Source organism: Rhodococcus sp. 2H158 (genome assembly GCF_053764755.1).
In genome coordinates, this window is sequence record NZ_JBSNCE010000012.1 from 165395 (window position 1) to 189132 (window position 23738).

At 71.4% G+C, this 23738-nt stretch carries 22 protein-coding genes; 14 read left to right on the forward strand and 8 right to left on the reverse strand.

Annotated elements, in window-relative coordinates:
• The first annotated feature begins 39 nt into the window (after positions 1-39).
• The 4 genes from ACWPOB_RS14040 to ACWPOB_RS14055 are packed head-to-tail and all read left to right on the forward strand — an operon-like array spanning position 40 to position 3060.
• Positions 40-444 (forward strand): TOBE domain-containing protein, encoded by a 405-nt coding sequence (locus ACWPOB_RS14040; RefSeq protein ID WP_006934412.1) that lies wholly within the window; start codon positions 40-42, stop codon positions 442-444.
• Positions 441-1214 (forward strand): molybdate ABC transporter substrate-binding protein, encoded by a 774-nt coding sequence (gene modA, locus ACWPOB_RS14045; RefSeq protein ID WP_455401194.1) that lies wholly within the window; start codon positions 441-443, stop codon positions 1212-1214. The genes ACWPOB_RS14040 and modA overlap by 4 nt, the downstream gene beginning before the upstream one ends.
• A complete protein-coding gene (locus tag ACWPOB_RS14050) occupies positions 1211-2005 on the forward strand; it encodes an ABC transporter permease (protein ID WP_455401195.1) in 795 nt (264 codons plus the stop codon). Before modA ends, ACWPOB_RS14050 begins: the two co-directional genes overlap by 4 nt.
• Positions 2002-3060, forward strand: a complete 1059-nt coding sequence (locus ACWPOB_RS14055; protein ID WP_455401196.1) for a sulfate/molybdate ABC transporter ATP-binding protein — start codon at positions 2002-2004, stop codon at positions 3058-3060. Before ACWPOB_RS14050 ends, ACWPOB_RS14055 begins: the two co-directional genes overlap by 4 nt.
• A 78-nt stretch (positions 3061-3138) precedes the next feature.
• Here ACWPOB_RS14055 and ACWPOB_RS14060 read toward each other — a convergent pair whose 3' ends face one another.
• Both ACWPOB_RS14060 and ACWPOB_RS14065 read right to left on the reverse strand, forming a co-directional pair.
• Positions 3139-4683, reverse strand: coding sequence for a DUF4185 domain-containing protein (locus ACWPOB_RS14060; protein ID WP_455401197.1), 1545 nt, complete (start codon positions 4681-4683; stop codon positions 3139-3141).
• A gap of 73 nt (positions 4684-4756) precedes the next feature.
• Positions 4757-6034: an MFS transporter gene (locus tag ACWPOB_RS14065; RefSeq protein WP_455401198.1), complete on the reverse strand. Its 1278-nt coding sequence runs from the start codon at positions 6032-6034 to the stop codon at positions 4757-4759.
• Positions 6035-6156: 122 nt separating this feature from the next.
• Here ACWPOB_RS14065 and ACWPOB_RS14070 point away from each other — a divergent pair, with 122 nt between their 5' ends.
• Entirely contained in the window at positions 6157-7026 is an 870-nt protein-coding gene (locus ACWPOB_RS14070) for a class II glutamine amidotransferase (protein ID WP_455401199.1), read from the forward strand.
• Between the two features lie 3 nt (positions 7027-7029).
• On the opposite strand, the gene ACWPOB_RS14075 is transcribed toward ACWPOB_RS14070, so the two are convergent.
• The gene (locus ACWPOB_RS14075; protein WP_455401200.1) at positions 7030-7956 is read right to left on the reverse strand and encodes an NAD-dependent epimerase/dehydratase family protein; all 927 of its coding nucleotides are present in this window, start codon (positions 7954-7956) and stop codon (positions 7030-7032) included.
• A gap of 129 nt (positions 7957-8085) precedes the next feature.
• Between ACWPOB_RS14075 and ACWPOB_RS14080 the strand changes: the two genes are divergently transcribed.
• Positions 8086-8781 (forward strand): TetR/AcrR family transcriptional regulator, encoded by a 696-nt coding sequence (locus ACWPOB_RS14080; RefSeq protein WP_455401201.1) that lies wholly within the window; start codon positions 8086-8088, stop codon positions 8779-8781.
• A gap of 55 nt (positions 8782-8836) precedes the next feature.
• Positions 8837-9445 carry a YqgE/AlgH family protein gene (locus ACWPOB_RS14085; protein ID WP_006934398.1) on the forward strand — a complete coding sequence of 203 codons (609 nt, stop codon included), beginning with the start codon at positions 8837-8839 and terminating at the stop codon, positions 9443-9445.
• Positions 9446-9457: 12 nt separating this feature from the next.
• Here ACWPOB_RS14085 and ACWPOB_RS14090 read toward each other — a convergent pair whose 3' ends face one another.
• The gene (locus ACWPOB_RS14090; RefSeq protein ID WP_455401202.1) at positions 9458-10846 is read right to left on the reverse strand and encodes a glutamate decarboxylase; all 1389 of its coding nucleotides are present in this window, start codon (positions 10844-10846) and stop codon (positions 9458-9460) included.
• A gap of 97 nt (positions 10847-10943) precedes the next feature.
• Entirely contained in the window at positions 10944-11897 is a 954-nt protein-coding gene (locus ACWPOB_RS14095) for a DUF1648 domain-containing protein (protein WP_455401203.1), read from the reverse strand.
• A gap of 135 nt (positions 11898-12032) precedes the next feature.
• Between ACWPOB_RS14095 and ACWPOB_RS14100 the strand changes: the two genes are divergently transcribed.
• Entirely contained in the window at positions 12033-12686 is a 654-nt protein-coding gene (locus ACWPOB_RS14100; protein ID WP_455401204.1) for a hemerythrin domain-containing protein, read from the forward strand.
• Positions 12687-12719: 33 nt separating this feature from the next.
• On the opposite strand, the gene ACWPOB_RS14105 is transcribed toward ACWPOB_RS14100, so the two are convergent.
• Both ACWPOB_RS14105 and ACWPOB_RS14110 read right to left on the reverse strand, forming a co-directional pair.
• A complete protein-coding gene (locus ACWPOB_RS14105; protein ID WP_455401205.1) occupies positions 12720-13865 on the reverse strand; it encodes a response regulator transcription factor in 1146 nt (381 codons plus the stop codon).
• Between the two features lie 121 nt (positions 13866-13986).
• Positions 13987-14391, reverse strand: a complete 405-nt coding sequence (locus ACWPOB_RS14110; RefSeq protein ID WP_006934385.1) for an SdpI family protein — start codon at positions 14389-14391, stop codon at positions 13987-13989.
• Positions 14392-14495: 104 nt separating this feature from the next.
• On the opposite strand from ACWPOB_RS14110, the gene leuS reads away from it, so the two are divergent.
• Positions 14496-17375: a leucine--tRNA ligase gene (gene leuS, locus ACWPOB_RS14115; protein WP_455401206.1), complete on the forward strand. Its 2880-nt coding sequence runs from the start codon at positions 14496-14498 to the stop codon at positions 17373-17375.
• A gap of 30 nt (positions 17376-17405) precedes the next feature.
• On the opposite strand, the gene ACWPOB_RS14120 is transcribed toward leuS, so the two are convergent.
• Positions 17406-18221 carry an alpha/beta hydrolase gene (locus ACWPOB_RS14120; RefSeq protein ID WP_455401207.1) on the reverse strand — a complete coding sequence of 272 codons (816 nt, stop codon included), beginning with the start codon at positions 18219-18221 and terminating at the stop codon, positions 17406-17408.
• A 291-nt stretch (positions 18222-18512) separates the two neighbouring features.
• Here ACWPOB_RS14120 and ACWPOB_RS14125 point away from each other — a divergent pair, with 291 nt between their 5' ends.
• The 5 genes from ACWPOB_RS14125 to ACWPOB_RS14145 all read left to right on the forward strand — a co-directional run.
• The gene (locus ACWPOB_RS14125; RefSeq protein WP_455401208.1) at positions 18513-19883 is read left to right on the forward strand and encodes a hemolysin family protein; all 1371 of its coding nucleotides are present in this window, start codon (positions 18513-18515) and stop codon (positions 19881-19883) included.
• Entirely contained in the window at positions 19876-20889 is a 1014-nt protein-coding gene (locus ACWPOB_RS14130) for a hemolysin family protein (protein WP_455401209.1), read from the forward strand. Before ACWPOB_RS14125 ends, ACWPOB_RS14130 begins: the two co-directional genes overlap by 8 nt.
• A 125-nt stretch (positions 20890-21014) precedes the next feature.
• Entirely contained in the window at positions 21015-21398 is a 384-nt protein-coding gene (locus tag ACWPOB_RS14135) for a nuclear transport factor 2 family protein (protein ID WP_455401210.1), read from the forward strand.
• Between the two features lie 145 nt (positions 21399-21543).
• The gene (locus ACWPOB_RS14140; RefSeq protein ID WP_455401211.1) at positions 21544-22830 is read left to right on the forward strand and encodes a hemolysin family protein; all 1287 of its coding nucleotides are present in this window, start codon (positions 21544-21546) and stop codon (positions 22828-22830) included.
• Between the two features lie 51 nt (positions 22831-22881).
• Positions 22882-23738: DUF6777 domain-containing protein (locus ACWPOB_RS14145; RefSeq protein WP_455401212.1), on the forward strand; the 857-nt coding region annotated here is incomplete at its 3' end.

Here is a 23738-nt window from a genome sequence, read left to right on the forward strand (position 1 = left end):
CCTTGATAGGTCCGTAGAAGCGGAAGTAATGTCTGCTTTGTGACGCAGATTCGCATCAAGGACGCCGCCCGGCTGCTCGGCGTCAGCGACGACACCGTCCGGCGGTGGATCGACCAGGGCGCCCTGCCCGCCGGCAAGGACGGGGCCGGCCGCAAGATCGTCGAGGGAGCCGACCTTGCCGAGTTCGCCCGCCGTCAGGCGGACGAGGCACCCGATCTGCTCGGCGTGGGCAGCTCCGCCCGCAACCGGTTCGCGGGGATCGTGACCCGCGTGGTGTCCGACACCGTCATGGCGCAGGTGGAGATGCAGTGCGGCCCGCATCGCGTCGTCTCGCTGATGAGCACCGAGGCCGTCCGTGAGCTCGGCCTCGAACCGGGCAGCCTCGGGGTGGCCGTCGTCAAGGCCACGACGGTGATCGTCGAAACCCCGGCGGGTGCGTCGTGAGACGGTGGGAGGCAGTCGTCGTCGTGCTCTCGGCGCTGATGCTCGCCGCGTGCGGCTCCGGTGGCGACGGCGACCCTGCGCCCGCCACGGCGGTCGCCGGCGAGCTGACCGTGTTCGCGGCCGCGTCGCTGCAGGTACCGTTCCGGGAGATCGAGGTACGATTCGAGGCCGAAAATCCGGGCACGGATGTCGTTTTCGACTTCGCCGGCTCGGCCGACCTCGTCGCGCGGTTGTCCCAGGGTGCCCCCGCCGACGTCTTCGCCTCCGCCGACACGGCGAACATGACCAGGGCCGTCGATGCCGGTCTCGTGGCCGGCGAGCCCGTGAACTTCGCGGCCAACACCCTCACCATCGTCACCGAACCCGGAAACCCCGAGGACGTGCAGACTTTCGCGGATCTGAGCCGTCCCGGACTCGACGTCGTCGTGTGTGCGCCGCAGGTACCGTGCGGCGCCGCGGCCGCCCGCGTCGAGGACGTCGCCGGCGTCACCCTCGAGCCGGTCAGCGAGGAATCCTCGGTGACGGACGTGCTCGGCAAGGTCGCCACCGGGCAGGCCGACGCCGGGCTCGTCTACGTCACCGACGCTCTGCGGGCCGGCGACGACGTGACCGCCGTGCCGTTCCCCGAGTCCGCGGCGGCCGTCAACACCTACCCCGTCGCCGTCCTCGCCGACGGCGCAAACCCCGTGACGGCGGCGGCGTTCGTCGCGTACGTGACCGGCCCCGAGGGACGACGGATCCTCGCCGAGAAGGGATTTGCGGCCCCGTGACGCGCGTCCGGCCGGCCGGGCTGCCGACGTGGATCTACGTCCCCGCGATCATCGGCGGCCTGTTCGTCGCCCTGCCGCTGCTGTCGCTGATCCTCGCCGTCGACTGGCGGCGCTTCCCGGAACTGGTGACGTCCGAGGCATCTCTGCAGGCCCTGACGCTGAGCCTGCGCACCGCGGTGGCCGCCACGGTGCTGTGCGTCCTGCTCGGCGTGCCGATGGCGACCGTGCTCGCGCGCAGCACCGTGCGTTTCCTTCCGGTCCTGCGCTCGCTCGTGCTGCTGCCGCTCGTGCTGCCGCCCGTGGTCGGCGGGATCGCACTGTTGTACACCTTCGGGCGCCGCGGACTGATCGGCGAGCACCTCGAGCTGCTCGGAATCCGTATCGCGTTCTCCACCACGGCAGTTGTCCTCGCGCAGACGTTCGTCGCGCTGCCGTTCCTGGTGATGAGCCTCGAGGGTGCCCTGCGCACCGCCGGCACCCGGTACGAGGCGGTCGCCGCGACGCTCGGGGCGCCGCCCACCACCGTCTTCCGCAGGGTCACCCTGCCGCTCGTGTTGCCGGGCCTCGCGTCCGGCACCGTGCTGGCCTTCGCGCGGGCCCTCGGCGAGTTCGGGGCCACCCTCACCTTCGCCGGCAGCCTCCAGGGTGTCACCCGCACGTTGCCGCTCGAGATCTATCTCCAGCGCGAGACCGACGCCGACGCGGCGGTGGCGTTGTCGCTGCTGCTCGTCGTGACCGCCCTCGTGATCGTCGTCGCCGCACGGGGGCGGCGGATCGCGGGCGGACTGTGACCGGCCTGCGGCTGCGTGCCCGGGTCGGGTCCCGCGACGTCGACCTCGCTGTCGCCGTGGAGTCCGGCCGCGTGCTCGCGGTCCTGGGACCCAACGGCGCCGGCAAGTCGACGCTGCTGAACGTGATCGCCGGGTTGCTGCAGCCCGACGACGGTCGCATCGAACTCGACGGACGCGTGCTCACCGACACTGCGGCGGGAGTGGCCGTGCCGCCGCACCGTCGCGGGGTAGCCCTGCTCGCGCAGCAGCCGCTGCTGTTCCCGCACCTGAGCGTCCTCGACAACGTCGCGTTCGCTCCCCGCAGCGCCGGCCGTGGCCGATCGGCCGCCCGCGCCGCGGCGTTGCGGCAGCTCGCCGCCGTCGACGCGACGGAACTCGCCGACCGCAGGCCGCACCAGCTCTCCGGGGGACAGGCCCAGCGCGTCGCGATTGCCCGCGCGCTGGCGGCCGACCCGGGGTTGTTGCTGCTCGACGAACCGATGGCCGCCCTGGACGTGACGGCCGCCCCGGCCGTGCGGTCGCTGCTGCGCACCGTCCTGCGCGGTCCGGGACGCACGGCGCTGGTGGTCACCCACGACCCCCTCGACGCCCTGGCGCTCGCCGACCGGGCCGTGGTGCTCGACGACGGCCGGATCGTCGAGGAGGGCACGGTGCGCGACGTGCTGTCCCGGCCGCGCAGTGCCTTCGCGGCCCGCATCGCGGGCCTGAACCTGCTCGCCGGCACCGTCACCGCGGACGGACTCGACACCCCCGTCGGCCGGGTCCGTGGTGTGCTCGACGGCGACTGTGCCTCAGGGAATTCGGCGGTGGCGGTGTTCACCCCCGCCGCCGTCGCGGTCTATCCCGAGGAACCCCACGGCAGCCCCCGCAACTCGTTCGCCGTCGTCGTCGGCGAACTCGAGGTCCACGGTGCCACCGTCCTCGTCCGGGCCGCCGAGTCCGGAATCACCGCCGAGGTCACCACGTCCGCGGCTGCCGATCTCGCGCTCGCACCGGGTGCGACGATGTGGTTCGTCGTCAAGGCCACCGAGGTCCGCATCCATGCCGCCCGCTGACCGAGCGAATGTATCGTTCCGTCGGACTGAGGAGGTGAACGATACATTCGCTCGGCTCGCGCTGCGCGCGAGAGGGATTCAGTTCAGGCGGGCGCGCATCAGGTAGACGTTGTAGCTGTCCCACTCGGACACGGTGAAGTACAGGTCCGCGCCGTGGGACCACGGGTGCATGAAGCCGCCGTATGCCTTCGGGTAGTCCGAGGTCCGTACCAGCGTCGCGGCATCGGACCAGACGCCCTGCGGCGAATCCGACTCGCGGAGAACGATATCGCCCGCGATCGGTTCCAGGTAGCTCATCTGCCAGCGGTCCCGTCCGGCGTCGAACCGCACCGACAGCTCGCTCGCCGCGCCGTCGACGAGCGGGGTGGCGAGCTGCTCGAAGACGGGCATCCAGCGGTCGTGCACCCAGTACTGGTACGCGGAGGGATTGAGCACGTCGTCGACCGGCACGCGGGCCAGGCCCACCGACCCGATGCGGCCGTTCGGAGTGCCGAACATGTAGACGTGGTCGCCGTGCGGCACCATCGTCGCGACCTGGAACCGGCCGAGCCCGAACACGTTGTCCCAGCGGGCATGCGGGTCCTTCATCCACGTCTGGCCGTGGTCGTCGGAATAGGCGATGCCGCCGTGGTTGGTGTACCACATGCCCGGCACGACGCTCCACCGTCGCACCGACATGTAACTCAGGTACTGGCGGTCGCCGATCGCGAAGCCGGAGGTGGGGATGACGGTCGTCTCGAAGTTCTTCACATGCCGGGCGTCGAGGATCTCCGCGGCGTGGCAGGGGCTGTCCTGCACCATCGCGTCGATGGTGAGGCCGTCCGACAGGTCGGTGTCGCGGCTGAATGCCAGGACGTTGCTGCGCCAGTCTCCGCCGGCCCCGCCCGGCGGCGTCCATTCGAGCCCGAACGTGTCACCGAAGGCGAGGGCGACCTCGCCGGGGCGCGTCTCCCACACGATGCCGAGGTCGGTGCCGTGCACGGCCCAGCGCGCATCGGTGCGGTTCTCCGAGCCGGGACCGGTCAGCTGGGAGACCAGCTCGACGTCGCCGACGGCGGGGAGGGGCGGCCGGGCGGTGACGATACCCGGCTCGAACGGCGGGTTCTCCCGTGGCGGGGCCGGTGGGACGGGTGCACCCGGCGCGCCGGGCACGGGAATCGGGATCGTCTCCGGCTGCGGATCCAGCTCGACGCGCGGCAGGAAACTCGAGGATCCGCTCGAGCCGGCGGACCCACTCGACCCACTCGAGCCGCTCGAGCCGCTCGAGCCGCCGGGCAGGGCGTCGGGAGCGTCCGGCGCGAGACCGAGGTCCGGGCACGGGTCGGCGCACGGGTCGGCGGGCAACGGCTCCTGCGGCACGCGGGTGTTGTCCGGCGCCGGGCCGGGGATCGGGACCGGCACGATCTCGGGGTACGGCAGGGGGATCTTCACCACGGGCGGGATGTCGATCCGTGGCAGCTGCGGCGCGTCGGGGTCCGGGGGCTCGACCGCGGGATCGAAGCCCGGTTCGCCGCACGAGTTGACGGGCGGGGCGGGCGACGACTGGGCGGGCAGCGCGAACAGCGGCAGGGTCGACGAGACCAGGGCGAGAACAGCCAGCGGCGTGCGGTGCCTGCGTGCCATCGCGTTCTCCTCCGGATACTCGGGGAAATGCCCCGGAGAACCTAACAAATCCGGCGCCCGAAACCGCGGAGACTCACATGCGGAGCCGGCGGATCGTCGTCGCCGCGACCAGACCGGCGACGTACACCGCCACCCCGGCGAGCGCGAGCGCCGGGCTGCGGCCGTCGGGCGCGACGACCAGGGCGCCCGCGACGATCGCCGCGAGGAACGCCATGTTGAACACGGTGTCCTGCAGGGCGAAGACCTGCCCGCGACGGGCGTCGTCGATCTCGATCTGCATCGCGGCGTCCCCGGTGAGCTTGATGGTCTGACCGACGAGACCCAGCAGGAATGCGGCGACGAGCAGTCCCGTCTCGTCGAACCCGGTGACCAGGACGAGCTGGACGACGCCCGCGCAGATCAGTGCCGTGACGACGGTGCGGGGCCGGCCGAGGCGCGGGATGACCAGCGGGGCGGCGACCGCCGCGACGAGCATCCCGGTGGCGGTGGCGCCCACGGCGACGCCGAACCCGACGAGCCCGCCCGGCAGCGTGGCCCCGTCGGCGTCGCGCAGCACCAGCACCATGATGAGCGTGTCGATGCCGAACACGATGCGGTGCGCACCGATACCGATCATCGCGACCGTGACCCCCGGCGCCTCCCACACCGCCGTGGCACCGGTGTGCAGACCGGCGGCGACGGCCCGGATCGGGTGGCGCAGCACGGCACGGTCGGGACCGAGCGCATGACGGGCGAAGCCGCCGGCGGCGAGCGCGGCGACCACGGAGCCGGAGACGCCGAGCGCCACCGCCACCCCGGAGCCGAAGTCGCCTTCCCCGACGAGGCCGATCGTGGTGACCGCGATGCCCGCCCCGAGGGCAGAGATCCCCGATCCTACCGTCGCGAGCACGGAATTGACCGGTACGAGCCATGATTGGCGCACCACGTGCGGGAGGGACGCCGACACCCCGGCGAGCACGAAGCGACTGACGCCGACGGCGGCGAGCGCGAGCAGCAGCAGCGGGGTGGATCCGCCGCCGGTGAGGAGCAGCGCCGACATGGCGAGGATGAGCACGCCGCGCAGGGCATTGGCGGCGAGCAGCACCAGCCGGCGGTCCCAGCGGTCGAGCAGCGCGCCGGCGAACGGCCCGACCACCGAGTACGGCAGCAGCAACACCGCGAATCCCGCGGCGATCGCGGCGGGATCGGTCTGGCGCTCCGGATTGAACAGGATCGCCCCACCGAGCGCGGCCTGGAACAGTCCGTCCCCGAACTGGCTGGCGAAGCGGACGACCGTCAATCGCGCCAGTCCCGGCGATCGGCGCAGAGCCGTCGCCGTGGACCGCCACGCTTGCCGTCTCGACTCCCGCACAGTGTCCGACACTATCCGTCCGGTGCGAGGTCGCCCCGCGACGACGGTTCCGCCTCCCCGGCGAGGTTTTCCGGCCTACCCTCGGCGCAACCGGCTACTTCCGGAAGAGGGGACGTCCCGTCATGTGCCGACTGTTCGGGCTGACCGCCGCGCCGCACCGGGTGCACGCCACCTTCTGGCTGCTCGACGCATCGGATTCGCTCGCCCGGCAGAGCCGGCGTGAACCGGACGGCACCGGGCTCGGGACATTCACCGACGACGGCCGCCCGGTGGTGGAGAAGCAGCCCCTGGCGGCGTACGAGGACCGCGCGTTCGCCACGGAGGCGAAGGAGCGGCGTTCGCAGACGTTCCTCGCCCACATCCGGTTCGCCTCGACGGGAGGCCTGGACGTGGGCAACACGCATCCGTTCGAGCAGCGCGGGCGGCTGTTCGCCCACAACGGCGTCCTCGGCGATCTGCCGCGGCTCGAGGCCGAGCTCGGCCCGTACCGCGACCTGGTGGCGGGTGAGACGGACTCGGAGCGGTTCTTCGCGCTCGTCACCCGGCGCATCGACGAGCACGGCGGCGACGTCGGCGCCGGCCTGACCGCCGCGGTCCGGTGGGCCGCCGAGAATCTGCCCGTCTACGCGTTGAACGTCGTGCTCACGACCGCGACGCAGTTGTGGGCGCTGCGTTATCCGGACACCCACGACCTGTTCGTCCTCGAGCGTCCCGCCGGCGGCCCGCACGGCGGCCGCCATCTCGAGCACGCCAGCGAGGCCGGCACGGTCCGGGTGCGTTCGGGCCACCTGGCGCGGCAGCCGGCGGTCGTGGTCGCCAGCGAGCGCATGGACGAGGATCCGGGCTGGTCGGACCTGCGCTGCGGGGAGCTGCTGCACGTCGACGGCGAGCTCCGGGCCACCCGCACCGTCGTCGTCGACGAGCCCCCGCGGCACCCGATCACCCTCGCGGACCTCGACGAGCGGGCGGCCGCCTCCCAGACCGGGAAGTGAGTGTCACCGCTCGCGCCACCACCGCACCGTCGCGGCCGCGGCCTCGGGCAGCGGCGTCGGGCGCAGGCCGAGGAGTTCCTCGCTGTACGCGGAGTCCATGACGAACGGATCGGTGAACTGGTAGAGCATCTCGGTCAGTTCGCGGGCGTCGCGGTTGACCAGCGCGGCACCGCGCAGCATCCAGGTGGGAATCGTGCCGACCTTCGGAGCCGGCACCTGCGCGGCCGCGGCGAACGCGGCGACGAGGTCGCGCTGCGTGCCGGCCGGACCGGTGGGAGCGTGCAGGACCCGGTTCCACACCGCCGGATTCGCCGCGGCCGCGATCATGGCGGCGGCCAGGTCCGGCACGTACGTGAACGAGTGCGAAACGTCGGGTGAGCCGAGCACGCGGGGGCTGCGCCCGGCCAGGATGGCCGGCACCATCCGCTCGCCCGCGTGGGCGGTGCGGGCGTGGGGGCCGAAGAAGTCGGACGCGACCACGCTCACGGCCGGGGTGGCGCTTTCGGCGCGGCGGTCCAGCAGCCGGGCCCGCACGCCCCGCTTGCCGGTGGTGCTCGCGCGCGGCGAGTCCTCGGTCATGACCCGGTCCGGTTCGCTGTAGGAGTACAGGCTCTCGGGGAAGACCACCACCGCGCCCGTGCGCCCGGCCGCCTCGAGGACCGTGCTCTCCGCCGCCGGCAGTTCGCGCTCCCAGGTGTCGGCGCGGTAGGCCGAGCCGTGGATGCAGTGGTACACGGCACCGGCACCCTCGAGCGCGGGGCCGAGCCGGGCGGGATCGGAGACGTCGACCCGGCGGCGTTCGACGAGCGGGTGTTCGGGGCCGTTGCCGGAGCGGGTGAGGACGCGGACGCGGTGGCCCCGGTCGGCGAGTTGTTCGGCGACGGTCCAGCCGACGGGCCCGGCTCCGGTGACGACCTGCAGATTCGACATGGTGGTCAGCTCCTTCGAAATGTGAGCACTGCTCTCTGTCTGACATCACGATGCGCTCCCGGGTGCGCAAAGTCAAGAGCAGTGCTCACTTTTGTTGACGGTGCTCGCACATCTGGCAGGGTGAGGGACATGACCGGAACCCCCCGCGCCCGCGCCCGGCAGCAGACGATGGCCGACATCCTGCGGATCGGCCGCGAACACCTCGCCACCCACGGAGCCGCCGCGCTGTCCCTGCGCGCCGTCGCCCGCGACCTCGGCGTCGTCTCCTCGGCGGTGTACCGCTACGTCGCCAGCCGCGACGAACTGCTCACCCTCCTCGTCGTCGACGGCTACACCGAACTCGCCGACACGGTCGACGAGGCGCTCGCCGACGTCGCCGCGGACGCCCACGCCGAGCAGTTCCGCGTGCTCGGCCACGCGGTGCGCGCCTGGGCGCTGCGCGAACCCGCGCGCTACGCCCTGCTGTTCGGCAGCCCGGTCCCCGGCTACCACGCCCCCGCCGAGCGGACCACGGGTCCGGGCACCCGCGTCGTCGTCCGGCTCGTCCGCATCCTCGGCGACGCTTACGCCGCCGGCACCCTCCGCATCCCCACCACCGTCGCCGTGCCGGACATCCTCACCGCCGACCTCGGCCGGATCCGCGCCGAACTCGGCACCGGCGTTCCCGACGCCGTCCTCGCCCGCGGCGTGCTGGTCTGGGCCGCCCTGTTCGGGGCCGTGAACTTCGAGGTCTTCGGCCAGTACGGCACCGACACCTTCACCGACCCCGGGCAGCTGTTCGACCATCACCTCACGGTGCTCGCCGAGACCGTCGGGCTGTCCTGAACAACTCCCCCGCCTTGCCGCCACGCGGCGTCGGCGACGGTGGGATGATGTCGGGGTGGCGCAGCATCAGGACGAACCCGAGGACCGCACGGCACCGGCGACACCGGCCGTCCGGCCCGGAACCCTGCTCGTGTCGGCCACCGACCTCGTCGAGCCGACCTTCCGGCGAACGGTCGTCTACATCATCGAGCACGGCGACGTGGGCAGCCTCGGCGTGGTGCTCAACCGCACCAGCGACACCGCGGTCCAGGCCGTGCTGCCGCAGTGGACGGCGCTGAGCGCCGATCCGAAGGCGCTCTACGTCGGCGGCCCCGTCCGGCGGGACTCGGCCCTGTGCCTGGGCACGCTGCGCGTCGGCGTCTCCGTCGAGGGCGTGCCGGGGGTGCGCCGGATCGACGGGCGGGTGGTCATGATCGACCTCGACTCCGACCCGGCCGTCATCGGCCCGCTCGTGGAAGGCATCCGCATCTTCGCCGGCTACGCCGGGTGGAGCGCCGGCCAGCTCGATGGCGAGCTCCGCAACGACGACTGGATGGTCATCTCCGCCCTCCCCCAGGACATCCTCGGACCGCCACGGGTCGACCTGTGGGCGCGGGTGCTGCGCCGGCAGCCGCTACCGCTCGCATTGCTGGCCACCCACCCCATCGAGGTCGAACGGAACTGAGCGACCCGGCGGTCAGTGCGCGAAGTGCTGCTCGCTGGAGTGCCGGAGCGGTCCCTCCTTGCGCAAGTCGGCGCACACCCGCTCGAGGTCGGCGAACAGCTGCCGCGCGAGGTCGGCGCTGAACCCCTCCCGGACCACGATCCGCAGGACCGCCACGTCCTGGGCGTCGGCCGGCATCGTGTAGGCCGGCACCTGCCAGCCGTGTGTCCGCAGCTCGTGCGAGACGTCGAACACGGTGAAGCCCGGATCCCCGGTGAGCTCGAACGCGATGACCGGGATGGCGGTGCCGTCGGAGATCAGGCGCATCCCCTCGATCCCGGCGATCTGCTCGGCCAGCCGGCACGCGGTGGACCGTAGCGTCTTCATCACCCGGCGGTATCCGTCGCGGCCGAGCCGCAGGAAGTTGTAGTACTGGCCGACTATCTGGTTCCCGGGCCGGGAGAAGTTCAGGGTGAAGGTCGGCATGTCCCCGCCGAGGTAGTTGACCCGAAAGACCAGGTCCTCGGGCAGGTACTCCTTGTCGCGCCACACCACGAACCCGATGCCCGGGTAGGTCAGGCCGTACTTGTGCCCGCTGACGTTGATCGACACCACACGCGGCACCCGGAAGTCCCACTCCAGTTCCGGATGCAGGAACGGCACGACGAATCCGCCGCTCGCCGCGTCGACGTGCAGCGGCACGTCGGGACCGCCCGCGTCGGCCACGTCGTCGAGCATCCCGGCGATCTCGGCCACCGGTTCGAGCTCACCGGTGTACGTGGTACCCAGGATCGCGACGACACCGATCGTGTTCTCGTCCAACGCCTCCCGCACCTGATCGGAGGTGATCACGTAGCGGCCGGGTTCCATCGGCAGGTACTTCGCCTCCACGTCGAAGTAGCGGCAGAACTTCTCCCACACCACCTGAACGTTGCTGCCCAGCACCAGATTCGGACGTGAGGCGTCCTGGCCGGCCGCCTGCCGCCGGGCCCGCCAGCGCCACTTGAGCGCCAGGCCCGCGAGCATCACCGCTTCGCTCGAGCCGATCGTGGACACACCCGTCGCGGACGCCGCATCGACGTCGGACAGTCCCGGCGCGTGGAACAGGTCGGCGACCATCGCCACGCAGCGTTCCTCGATCGCCGAGGTCGCCGGGTACTCGTCCTTGTCGATGAGGTTCTTGTCGAACGTCTCGGCCATGAGTACATCGGCCTGCGGCTCCATCCACGTGGTGACGAAGGTGGCGAGATTCAGCCGCGAACTGCCGTCGAGCATCAGCTCGTCGTGGATGTACCGGTACGCCTCCCCCGGATCCATCGAGTGCTTCGGCAGCCGCAGCGCCGGAACCGGCTCACTGTCGATGCGCCCGGTGTACGCCGGCTCGAGGACTCCGTCTGGGTGCAACTGCTTCCGATGGCTCACGTCGGCCTCCGTACTCGTCGGCAATCGCTCCCATTAGACCGGATCAGCCGCGTACGCGCGGGCTGTTCGCGTAGCCCGCGTCCTCGGATCGCACCGGTCAGCGACGATCGGCGAGGGTGTTGAGCGCGCCGGCCATGCGCTCCGCCTGCGACGCGGTGACGGTGAACTCCTGCCCTCCGGCGACGGTGACCACCAGCGCGGGGCCGGTGATCGTGACGAGGCCGTACCGGCCCCGGCCCTTGGCGCGTAATCCCCACCCGCCCCAGTCCTGGAAGGGACGCACGTGAGCGACCTTCGCGCCGACGATTTCGTCGAGACCGTAGTCCACCGCGGTCATTCCGAGGTTCTGCACCCGCACGCCCGTGTCGTCGACGACGACGCGGAACCGCAGCAGGCTCAGCACGAGCACGGCGACCGGCAGGAAGATCGCCAGCGGCCACCAGCTGCGCGCCGCGCCGCACACGAGGACCGCGGGCGCCAGGACCAGCGCCGCGAGCACCAGAGTGGTGCGGGTTCCGGTGCCGACCTGCTCGACGATCGGCAGCTCGACCGGTCCGCGCGGCAGCGCCGGATCGGGGCGGGCGACGGCGGACCGCCGGACCCGGTGGTCCCGCAGCAGCGACGCCCCGAGTATCCCGACGGCGACGCCGAGCGCGACGCCCGCGCCGATGCTCCACATCGGCAGCTGTGCCTGCTCGGCCGGCGCGTCCAGTTGGCCCGCGAGCACCGTCGCGCACAGGGTGAACAGCAGGCCGGTCACCCCGAGACCGAGCACCAGCATGTAGCGCCGCATCATCAGCATTGCGGGGGCCAGCGCCGCGATCGCGCTGCAGCCGCCGCCGACCAGCAGGATCACCAGCGCCATCGTCCACGAGAACGATGCCGGGTCCGAGAATCCGTCCGGTGCCGACCCGGACCAGTGCGTGGCGATCCGCGGGGGCAGGCGCGACTCCCACAGTCGCGGCAGCAGCAGCGCCACCCCGGCGGCGACGAGGGGCAGGCCCAGCCCGAACAGGGCCCCGGCGGGGTCGATCACGCGGCGGGTGGTCACGGGCCCAGCGTAGGGAAGGGCGAAACCGCCGCCTCGCGCCTCCCGACCTCCCCCGAATGTGGGATTGAGCGCCGCCCTCGTCGGTCGCACGCTCGAAAGCAAGGGTTCGAGCACGACAGGATCGAGGTCGACGACATGACCACCACCAAGTCCACCGCATTGACCGACGACGACATGGACGTGATGACGCTGCTGCACGCCGCGTTCCGCCGCGACGCCGCGCGCCTGGCGCACGTGGCCCAGACCTACGGCACCGAGAACGACGAGACGCACGACGCCCTGCTCGTCGGGTGGCACGGCTTCAGCCGGGAACTGCACCACCATCACAGGATCGAGGACACCCACATCTGGCCGCTGATGCGCCGCAAGTTCGCGGACCGCCCCGACGACCTCGCGGTGCTCGACGACATGGAGGCCGAGCACTCCCTCATCGATCCGACGCTCGCCGCGCTGGAGGACGCGTTCGACGACCGGGAGCACGGCCCGCGGCAGGTGCCGCATCGGATCGACGACCTCGTGGCGCTGCTGCAGTCGCATCTCGCGCACGAGGAGCGCGACGCGTTCCCCCTCATCAAGGAGATGATCACCGCGCAGGAATGGCAGGCGCTGTCCAAGGCCGCCGTCAAGGAACTGGCCTACAGCGACATCGCCCAGCTGGGGCCGTACGTCGTCGAGGGAGCCACCCCCGAGCAGGCCCGCCGCGTGCTGAGCGAGCTGCCCGTGCCGCTGCGGCTCGTGCACCGGTTCTGGTGGAACCCGCGCTACCGGCGCGTGCGGCGCTGGGAATGAGCCTCGCAGGCCGAGTCGCCGGGGACGCTCGGTTCAGCTTCTCGGGGCCGAAGCCGGCTCCAGGGACCGTCGTTCGGTGAAGAAGCCGTCGGGGCCGATGCGCTGCCCGAGGCGCGGTACGTACTCGGTGTGTGCCAGCTTGGCGACCAGGCTCGCACGGCTGTTGACGCCGGTCTTGGCGAACACGGCCTTGAGGTGATCCTGCACCGTGTACGGGCTGATGCCCAGGACGTGGGCCATCTCATGACGGGTCCTGCCGGCGAGAAGCTGCGTGAGTACCTCCGACTCGCGCCGGGTCAGCCCGTGCGCTGCCGCGACCAGGCTCACGATCTCCGGGAGTTGCGCCCGCTCCACGGTCATCAGCACGCGCCGCGGCGGGTGTTCGCCGTCGAACCGCCCGACGCGGATCACGACCCACTCACCGTCGAGGGTGCGGGCCCGCAAGACCGCGGAATCCGACCCGGATCGCCGCAGCCACAGTGCTGCCGACACCGCGGGCGCGGTGGGCACGGGCCTGCCGGGCGGCCCCCAGCCGAGCCGTTCGAAGTACTCGAGTGCGGGGGCGGTGATCGACTCGAATTCGTCGTCGGGGCCGACGATCGCGACGGCAGGTCCCTCGGAGCCGGGGTGGGGGGTGCGCGTGCCGTCGCGGAACAGGGTGGTGCGCAACCCCTCCCCGATGTCGGTGAGCACCGTGCCCAGGGTCTCGAGCTCCTCGTCGGCGAACTCCCGGCCGGGTCGCCTGCTCATCGTGCACGCGCCCCAGCAGGCTCCGTCGCGGCCGCGGAAGAGCATGCGCACCTCGTCCTGCATCCCGTAGGGCGCGAGCAGTTCGGCATACTGCCGGCTGCTCCTGACGCGGTTGCCGGTCACCTCGCGGAGCGTCCGGATGGGGACCTCCCGGTGCAGCAGCGAGTCGAACCGGCCCGGTTGGGGGTCCCCGCCGTACTCGAACTCGAGGGCGGACGCATAGGCCCGCGGAACCTCGTATCCGCGGGTCGTCAGGGTGGTGGGGACGAGAGCCGCGGGATCGGTGGTGGCCAGACAGACCCCGTCGTACGGCACCCGGGCGCGGATCGCGTCCAGGACCACCTCCCGGAACTCGGCGGCGTCCGTCGCCGCGGCGGCCGCGTCGCGGATCGTGGACTTCAGCCGGGCACCGGCCAGCGCCGGAGTCACCTTGTCAGTATCTCCTCCGGACGCGGGGTTGAGAACCACTCGGCCGGAGGGAACCGCGCTCAGGCGGTCACACGGCGCCTTGCGCTGCGCTCAGGCGGTCACCCGGCGCCGTGCGCTGCGCTCAGGCGGTCGGCTCGCAGGCGCCGCGCAGGCTGCACGCCCCGCACGACGTGCCGCACCCGGCGGTCTCGGCCGGTGCGCTGGCCGCCGCGACGCGGGCGCCGATGGAGCCGCCCACACCGGCGGTGAAGAAGGCCGCGATCACGGCACCCACGACGGCGATCAGACCCGGGACCGTATCGAGCGCGAGCGCGCCCACGCCGCCGAGGACGAGCAGGCCTGCCGCGCCGAGCTGACTGGGGGCGGCGACCTTGTTGGCCAGGGCAAACGTCGTCTCGTCGCGCAGGGCGTCGGCGGTGCGTACGCCCGCCCACCGGTTACGCGGCAGCCGCCCGGTCAGTCCGGCGACGGCGATCCCGCCGACGGCGAGAGCGAGCACGAACAACACGATGGCGACGATCAACACCCCTCGAGGATACGTGGGAGGCACAGCCGCTGGGCGGGCCGGGTCGGGCCAGGCTCTACCCTGGTCGGAGGTAAATGACGTCAGCCAAGTAGATAGCGACCACCGTGACTCGTCCTGCGCAGCCCTCCACACCGTCGTCCGACGCCACCCCGCAACACCGATACACCGCCGATCTCGCCGGACGGATCGAGCGGCGTTGGCAGGATCTGTGGCGGGAGCGCGGCACGTTCAACGCGCCGAACCCGGTCGGCCCGCTCGCCGGCGACGTCCCCGAGGACAAGCTGTTCGTGCAGGACATGTTCCCCTACCCGTCCGGGTCGGGCCTGCACGTGGGTCACCCGCTCGGCTACATCGCCACCGACGTGTACGCCCGGTACCACCGCATGCTGGGCCACAACGTCCTGCACACACTGGGCTACGACGCGTTCGGGCTGCCGGCCGAGCAGTATGCGGTGCAGACGGGCACGCACCCGCGCACCACGACCGAGGCGAACATCGAGAACATGCAGCGGCAGCTGCGCCGGCTGGGGCTGGGCCACGACGAGCGCCGCTCGGTCGCGACGACGGACGTCGACTTCTACCACTGGACCCAGTGGATCTTCCTGACGATCTACAACGCCTGGTACGACCCGGAGCAGAACAAGGCGCGCCGCATCGACGAGCTCGCCGCCGAGCTCGACGCGGGCACCCGCACGCTCGCGGACGGACGCGACTGGGCGTCGCTGTCGCAGGCGGAGCGGCTCGCCGCCCTCGACGAGTACCGGCTGGTGTACCGCTCGGACTCCCTCGTCAACTGGTGCCCGGGTCTGGGCACGGTGCTGGCCAACGAGGAGGTCACCGCCGACGGCCGCTCCGAGCGCGGCAATTTCCCGGTGTTCCGCAAGCACCTGCAGCAGTGGATGATGCGGATCACCGCCTACTCCGACCGCCTCATCGACGACCTCGAGTACCTGGACTGGCCCGAGAAGGTCAAGACCATGCAGCGCAACTGGATCGGGCGCTCGCACGGGGCGCAGGTGAAGTTCGCCGTCCGGGGCGAGCGAAGCGCCGGGGAATCCGCCGCCGATCATCCGGATGCCACGATCGAGGTGTTCACCACGCGCCCCGACACGCTGTTCGGCGCGACCTACGTCACGCTGGCGCCCGAGCACGCACTCGTCGACGAGATCGTCGCCTCTGCATGGCCGGAGGGTGTCGACGAGCGCTGGACCGGTGGCGCCGCCACCCCGGCCGAGGCCGTCGCCGCCTACCGGGCGTCGATCGCCGCGAAGTCCGATCTCGAGCGGCAGGAGAGCAAGGAGAAGACCGGCGTCTTCCTCGGCGCCTACGCCGTCAACCCGGTGAACGGGCAGTCGCTGCCCGTGTTCATCGCGGACTACGTGCTCACCGGGTACGGCACGGGCGCGATCATGGCCGTGCCCGGCCACGATCAGCGAGACTGGGAGTTCGCCACCGCGTTCGGCCTGCCGATCGTGGAAGTTATTGCGGGCGGCGATATCTCGGAGGAGGCGTACACCGGCGACGGGGCGCTCGTGAACTCCGGCCACCTGAACGGGCTGAGCGTCGCCGACGCGAAGAAGGCGATCATCGCGAAGCTCGAGGAGTCCGGTGCGGGCACCGGCACCATCCAGTACAAGCTGCGGGACTGGCTGTTCGCCCGGCAGCGGTACTGGGGAGAGCCGTTCCCCATCGTCTACGACACCGACGGCAACCCGCACGCTCTGCCGGAATCGGCTCTGCCGGTGGAACTTCCGGACGTCGAGGACTATGCGCCGGTGTCGTTCGATCCCGAGGACGCGAGCTCGGAGCCGTCGCCCCCGCTGGCCAAGGCCGACGAGTGGGTGAGCGTCGAGCTCGACCTCGGCGACGGGCTGCAGCACTACACCCGCGACACCAACGTCATGCCGCAGTGGGCCGGCAGCTCGTGGTACCAGCTTCGCTACATCGACCCGACGAACCCGGACGAGTTCTGCGCCAAGGAGAACGAGGCGTACTGGACCGGTCCGCGCCCGCAGGTCCACGGCCCGCACGACCCGGGTGGGGTCGACCTGTACGTCGGCGGTGTCGAGCACGCCGTGCTGCACCTGCTGTACGCGCGGTTCTGGCACAAGGTGCTGTTCGACCTCGGCTACGTCACCTCGTCCGAGCCGTACCGACGCCTGTTCAACCAGGGCTACATCCAGGCGTACGCGTATACCGATTCGCGCGGCGTGTACGTGCCCGCAGACGAGGTCGAGGAGCGCGACGGGAAGTTCTTCCACCGGGGTGAGGAAGTCCACCGCGAGTACGGGAAGATGGGCAAGTCCCTGAAGAATTCCGTTGGGCCGGACCAGATCTGTGACGACTACGGCGCCGACACGCTGCGTGTGTACGAGATGTCGATGGGCCCGCTGGACCAGTCCCGGCCGTGGGCGACGAAGGACGTCGTCGGGGCGCAGCGGTTCCTGCAGCGGGTGTGGCGGGCCGCGATCGACGAGGAGACCGGCGCGCTGCGAGTCACCGACGCCGTGCCGACCGACGAGACGCTGCGCGCCCTCAACAAGGCGATCGCGGGCGTGTCCGACGACTACGCGGGCCTGCGCGACAACACCGCCATCGCCAAGCTGATCGAGTACACCAACCACCTCACCAAGGCATACCCGGACGGGGCGCCGCGGACGGCGGTGGAGCCGCTCGTGCTCATGCTGGCCCCGGTGGCCCCGCACCTCGCCGAGGAGCTGTGGTCGCGGCTCGGGCGCACCGAGTCGCTGGCCCACGGTCCGTTCCCGGTGGCGGACGAGAAGTGGCTCGTCGAGGACACGGTCGAGTACCCGATTCAGGTCAACGGCAAGGTGCGCAGCCGTATCACCGTGCCGGCCGACGCGGACCGGGAGGCGATCGAGGCCGCGGCGCTCGCGGACGAGAAGATCGCCGCCATCCTCGAGGGTGCCGCGCCGCGGAAGGTGATCGTCGTACCGGGCAAGATGGTGAACGTGGTCAAGTAGGCGGCTGCGCCGCCGTGGTGTCCTTTCGGATCACCTCCGATCCGGAAGGACACCACGCACGAAATCGACGACGTCGTCGAGCACGTCGTCGCGGTTGGTCTCGTTGAAGATCTCGTGCCGTGCCCCGGGATACGCCTTCGACGTCGACCGTGGTCCGGCGAACGTGGCCCAGCCCTCGCGGCTGCCCGAGAGCGGGACGAGCTGGTCGTCCTCGCCGTGCAGCCACAGCACGGGCACGTCGCCGACGGTGCCCGCCCCGGTGACGGCATCGAGGCAACGCTGCAGTGCCTCGACGGTGGGCCGCTTGAAGGGGCCGTGCCACACGAGTGGATCGTCCACGTACGCGCGGCCCACCTCCGGGTCGCGCGACAGCGTCGCGGGGTCGATGGGGACGTCGGGGATCTCCTCCGTCGCGAGCATCGCCTCGAGGGCGGGCCAGCGGCCCAGCACCGGACCGGACAGCACCACCGCGGCGAGTTCGGAACCGTAGCGCTGCGCGTAGCGGGCGGCGATCAGCCCGCCCATGGAGTGTCCGACGAGCACCACCGGCAGGCCGGGGCGCTCGCTGCGGGCCTTGACGTCGAGCAGACGGAAGTCGTCCACGACCTTCTCGAAGTCCTCGATCAGGACGCGTTCGCCCTCGCTGAGTCCGTGCCCGGCGTGGTCGACGGCGTAGACCACGGCACCGTCGGCGACCAGCCGGGTGGCCACGTATTCGTAGCGGCCGGCGTGCTCGCCGTAGCCGTGGCACAGCAGCACGACGTACCGCGGGTCGTCGTGGACCCAGCACCGGGCGGACAGGGTGCCGGCGTGCCCGGGCAGGGGGAAAGCGGTGGTGTCGCTCATCGAGGCTCCTCATGATGTGGCCGTCTGCCAGAACAGCCAAGCACTGCCGACGGCTCCGGCGCGGTATTCGCGCCGTCGGCGCCCGGGTGTCGCGTCGTCGTGCGGTGCCGGCCCCTGTGACCGGGTCGGCACCGCACGAGGGAACTCGTCGGCGGCCCGGTTCGTCGTATTCTGTGACAGGAAGTCGTCGTCTATTGCAGAGAGAGCCATGAGACGCGCCAAGCGCAAACCTCGAAGACCCTCCCCGCCCCCGAGTGACGCCCCGTCCGTCACCGCCCCTCGGACTCCGCCGTGCTGACCGTCCTCGGTATCGCACTCGGCATCCTCGTGGTCCTGGCCATCACGGCCCTGACCGGCTATTTCGTGGCCCAGGAATTCGCCTACATGGCGGTGGACCGCTCCCGGCTGAAGGCGCGTGCCGAAGCCGGCGACGCCGCCGCGACCCGCGCCCTGTCGGTCACCCGCCGCACCTCGTTCATGCTCTCCGGCGCTCAGCTCGGCATCACCGTGACCGGCCTGCTCGTCGGCTACGTCGCCGAACCGCTCATCGGCAGCGGCCTCGGGGAGCTCCTCGGTGGTGTCGGCATCCCCACCGCGGTCGGGGTGGCGGTCGGCACGGTGCTGGCGGTGTTGTTCTCCACCGTGGTGCAGATGGTCTTCGGTGAGCTGTTCCCGAAGAACCTTGCGATCGCGCGGCCCGAGCCGGTTGCTCGATGGCTGGCGCTGTCCACCACGCTCTACCTGAAGCTGTTCGGCTGGTTGATCAGGTTGTTCGACGCCTCGTCGAACCTGCTGCTGCGCGCGCTGCGGATCGAACCCGTCCACGACGTGGAGCACTCGGCCACCGTCCGCGACCTCGAGCACATCGTGGCCGAATCGCGCGACGCCGGCGATCTGCCCAAGGAGTTGTCGACCCTGCTCGACCGGATCCTCGACTTCCCGACCCGCACCGCCGAGCACGCCATGATTCCGCGGGCCCGCGTGGACTACGTCCGTGCCGGGGAGCCCGTGACGCAGGTGCTGGCGAGGATGAGCGAGGGCCACACCCGGTACCCGGTCGTCGGCTTCTCCGCCGACGACCTGCGCGGGGTGGTGCATCTGCACGATCTGCTCGCCCTGGACGCGACGACCGGGACGGCCGGGACGGTGTGCCGGCCCGCGGTGATCGTGCCCACGACGCTGCCGCTGCCCGATGTGCTGGCCCGGTTGACCGAGGGGCAGGAGGAGATGGCGTTGGTGGTCGACGAGTACGGCGGCTTCGCCGGCGTCGTCACCGTCGAGGACATGGCCGAGGAACTCGTCGGTGAGATCGCCGACGAACACGACACCGCCGTCGAGGCGCAGGTGATCACCCGTCTGGGTGAGGGCTGGGTCATCCGCGGCGACATGCACCTCGACGAGGTCGCCCGCACCCTCGACCATGATCTGCCCGAGGGCGACTACGAAACCCTTGCCGGCCTGGTCATCGCCGAGTTCGGCGGCCTGCCCGCCGTCGGCGACACCGTCGCGATCCCGCTGGATCCCGACCCGGCCGATCTGGTGCACGAGAGCGCACCCCCGGCGCGGACGCTGATCGCCGAGGTCCGCGAGATCGACCGGCGCGTGCCGTCCTCGGTGCTGGTGACCGTGCGCACCGACGGCGAGGTGACCGGCGATGAGTAATCCCTGGATCGTTCTCGCCGTGACGATCGGCCTGATCGCGGCGAGCGCATTCTTCGTCGCGGTCGAGTTCGCGCTCATCGCCGCCCGCCGGCACCGCCTCGAGGACGCCGCCCCGCACAGCCGTGCCGCCCGCGCGGCGCTGCGCAGCGCCTCGGAGCTGTCGGTCCTGCTCGCCGGGTCCCAGCTCGGCATCACCGTGTGCACCCTGGCCCTCGGTGCGGTGACCAAGCCCGCCGTGCACCACTGGCTCACTCCCGTGTTCGAGGACTGGGGCGCTCCGCTCTGGCTGGCCGACGTCGCCGGCTTCGTCCTGGCGCTGATCATCGTGACGTTCCTGCACCTGGTGGTCGGGGAGATGGCCCCGAAGTCCTGGGCGATCGCGCACCCCGAGAAGTCGGCGACCATGCTCGCGCTCCCGATGCGCGCGTTCATGTGGCTGACCCGGCCGGTGATCGTGCAGCTCAACCACCTGGCCAACTGGTGCCTGCGCCGGGTCGGGGTCGACCCGGTCGACCAGGTCGGCGCCGGGCAGGATCCCGACGCGTTGCGGCACCTGGTCGAGCACTCGGCCACCGTCGGCACCCTCGACGAGCGCTACCACGGGCACCTGACCAGCGCGCTCGAACTCGAGGCCCTCACCGTCGGCGACATCGTCACCCGCGAGGCCCGTCCGAGCAGCGTCCCGCCCGCCGCCACCGCCGCGCAGATCCAGGACACCGCCCGGCGCACCGGGCACCTGCGGCTGCTCGTGCGGGGCAACGGACACGTCGACGGGGTGGTGCACGTGCGTGACAGCCTGCACGCCGCTGAGGGGGTGACCGCCGCCGAGTTGATGCGTCCGGCGCTGACCCTCGAGACCACGGTGCCGGTGTACGAGGCGCTGCGCACCATGCGTGACACCCGCAACCACCTGGCCACCGTCACCGACAACGGCCGGGTGGTCGGGTTGATCACCCTCGCCGACGTTCTCGAACGCCTGCTCCCGACGGCCGACGCGGGGGCCTGATCTCCCGGCGTGGGGTCCCGGTGCGCGGGCCGAGGCGCAGGGGCGGCAACGCTGGGCATTCCCAGTCCCGGCGTGCGCTGCTAACCTCCGTTGCTAGAACACGTTCTAGCAACGGAGGTTTTCGCATGGCCCCGACTCCCGCCGCGATCCGCGCCACCGTCGAGTCCTACATCCGGTCGGTCGCGAAAGGGACCACCGACGAGGTGCTTGCCCTCTACGCTCCCGGTGCCACGGTCGAGGACCCGATCGGCACGGACGTTCGCACCACCGAGGCGTCCCTGCGTGAGTTCTACTCGATGATCGAGCCGCTCGCCCAGACCGGCGAGTTGCTCACCCTGAAGATCGCCGCCGGCAACGCGGCCTTCCTGTTCCGGCTCACCACCCACCTCGACGCGCAGGATCTCGTCATGGAGGTCATCGACGTCATGACGTTCGACGACGACGCGCGGATCACGAGCATGAAGGCCTACTGGAGCCAGGAGGACATGCAGACCGTTCCCGCCTCCTGAACCCGAACTGTTTCACGTGGAACATCCCCCTCCGGAGGCCGTGCGATCGGTATCCGAACCGCCGCCGCGTTCCTAGACTGGGAGCCGTATCCCGCGTCTTCCCGGTGAGGAGACACGACATGGCCGACGGTCCCGGGTGGCCGCCATGACCGGGTCGGCGCTCGTCGACATCCTGCTGGTCCTGGTGTTCGTCCTGATCGGCGGCGTCTTCGCCGGCACCGAGCTGGCCTTGGTGTCGCTGCGCGAGAGTCAGATTCGTGCACTCGAGGAACGCGGCGGGCGTGGCCGCCGGACGGCCGCGCTGGCGAAGGATCCCAACCGCTTCCTGTCCGCGGTGCAGATCGGCGTCACGGTGGCCGGGTTCTTCTCCGCCGCCTACGGCGCCTCCACCATCGCACCGAACCTCGCCCCGGCTCTCGAGTCGTGGGGGCTGCCCGCCGCGGCGGCCGGTGCCGCCGCCCTGATCGGCACCACACTGGTGATCGCCTACCTCTCCCTGGTGCTCGGCGAACTCGTCCCCAAGCGCATCGCCCTGCAGCGGGCCACCGGGGTGTCGCTGCTGACCGCACCGGCCCTGGACCGGTTCGCCACCCTGATGCGACCGGTGATCTGGCTGCTGTCGGTCTCCACCGACGGACTCGTCCGGCTGCTCGGAGCCGACCCGGCGCGCCGGAGCGAGGAGATCACCCACGAGGAGCTGCGCGAACTGCTGCTCGGCCATTCGGCGGTGCCGGAGGACGAGCGCACGGTGCTCGCGGAGGTCTTCGACGCCGGACAGCGATCGCTGCTCGAGGTGATGCGTCCGCGCACCGAGGTCGACTTCCTGCCCGCCGACACCCCGATCCCGGCGGCGCGCGAACAGGCGCTGGCGGGTACGCACAGCCGGTACCCCGTCGTCGGATCGTCGCTCGACGACGTCGTGGGCTTCGTGCACCTGCGCGACCTGCTGCTCGCCGATCCGGCCAACGCCTCGACCGTCGCCGACGTGTGCCGGCCCATCCTCTCGCTGCCCGGCTCCAAACCGGCACTCGCGACACTGTCGCTGATGCGCCGGAACAACGACCAGATCGCCGTCGTCGTCGACGAGTACGGCGGCACCGCCGGGATCGCGACGCTCGAGGACATCGTCGAGGAGATCGTCGGCGAGATCGGCGACGAGTTCGAACCGACCGAGCAGGCCTCGGTCGCGCCCGCTTCGGCGCAGCCCGAAACGCAGCAGGTGGACGGTCTGCTGATCGTCGAGGACTTCGAACGCGCCACCGGGATCGGGCTGCCGGAAGGCCCCTACGAGACCGTCGCGGGGTGCATGCTGCACCGCCTCCAGCGCCTTCCACGACTCGGCGACAGCATCACCGTCGACGGCCATCGCCTCACCGTGAGCGAGTTGGACGGCCGCCGGATCGCCCGCCTCCGGCTGACGTCCGACGGCTGAAGCCGACCGAAACCACCCGAGACGCGGAGGGGTTCCGCCTACCATGGGCGGGTGGCCGCCGACACCGCTGCGCGCGGATGCGGGATGGTACTCGCGCTGACTGCGCTCGCCGTGGGGGGATGCTCCACGGACGGTCCGTCGCGAACCGAGCCGATACGCCTGGACCTCGCGACGTCGCGGGGTGAGCATCCGTGGAGCGGCCTGCTCCTGCCCGACCAGGTTCCTGTTGCCGTTCCACCGGCACCGCAGGCCGAGCTTCCCGTTCCCGACGGCGGCCCGGTGACGGTGTCCGGAGACCGGACCGGGCTCTACGGCGGCAGCCTGGAGCGTGAGCTGTGCGACCGTGAGCGGCTCGCTGGCACGCTCGAGCAGGACCCGGCCAAGCAGGAGGCCTGGCTCGACGTATTCGACGTCGCCGACGCCCGGGGATACCTGCGCACACTGACGCCGGTGCTGCTGCGTGCGGACACCCGGGTCACCGATCACGAGTATCGCGGCGGGCGCGCGGTGCCCGTGCAGTCGGTCCTCGAGACCGGAACCGTCGTTCTCGTCGACGACCGGGGCGTCCCCCGCGTGCGGTGTGCACCGGGGAGCCCGCTGCTCTCCCCCGTCCTGTCCTCGGGTCAGGATCTCGAAGGCGAGGGCTGGTCGGGCCTCGACGAGGAACGGCTGTTCGTGGTGCAGCCGGGTGCGGCACCCGTCGGTGAATTGACCGTCGTCGACGTCACCACCGGAAATCTGCTGGCGGTGCCCATCGGTGCCGGCCCCAAGCAGCCGGCACCCGGGGCGATCGACCCGGTACCGCCGCCCGCACCGGAACCGTCTCCCGCGCCGGTGCCGGACGTGGACATCGCGGCGCCCGCGCCGCGGGCCCCGGCGCCACCACCGGAGCCGCCGCCACCCCCCCC

Excerpts from the sequence above, each read along its gene's own strand:
- ACWPOB_RS14060 (WP_455401197.1), bottom strand. The coding sequence starts at position 4,683 with ATGGCACGCAGGCACCGCACGCCGCTGGCTGTTCTCGCCCTGGTCTCG.
- ACWPOB_RS14070 (WP_455401199.1), top strand. The coding sequence starts at position 6,157 with ATGTGCCGACTGTTCGGGCTGACCGCCGCGCCGCACCGGGTGCACGCC.
- ACWPOB_RS14075 (WP_455401200.1), bottom strand. The coding sequence starts at position 7,956 with ATGTCGAATCTGCAGGTCGTCACCGGAGCCGGGCCCGTCGGCTGGACC.
- ACWPOB_RS14080 (WP_455401201.1), top strand. The coding sequence starts at position 8,086 with ATGACCGGAACCCCCCGCGCCCGCGCCCGGCAGCAGACGATGGCCGAC.
- ACWPOB_RS14100 (WP_455401204.1), top strand. The coding sequence starts at position 12,033 with ATGACCACCACCAAGTCCACCGCATTGACCGACGACGACATGGACGTG.
- ACWPOB_RS14120 (WP_455401207.1), bottom strand. The coding sequence starts at position 18,221 with ATGAGCGACACCACCGCTTTCCCCCTGCCCGGGCACGCCGGCACCCTG.
- ACWPOB_RS14130 (WP_455401209.1), top strand. The coding sequence starts at position 19,876 with ATGAGTAATCCCTGGATCGTTCTCGCCGTGACGATCGGCCTGATCGCG.
- ACWPOB_RS14135 (WP_455401210.1), top strand. The coding sequence starts at position 21,015 with ATGGCCCCGACTCCCGCCGCGATCCGCGCCACCGTCGAGTCCTACATC.
- ACWPOB_RS14140 (WP_455401211.1), top strand. The coding sequence starts at position 21,544 with ATGACCGGGTCGGCGCTCGTCGACATCCTGCTGGTCCTGGTGTTCGTC.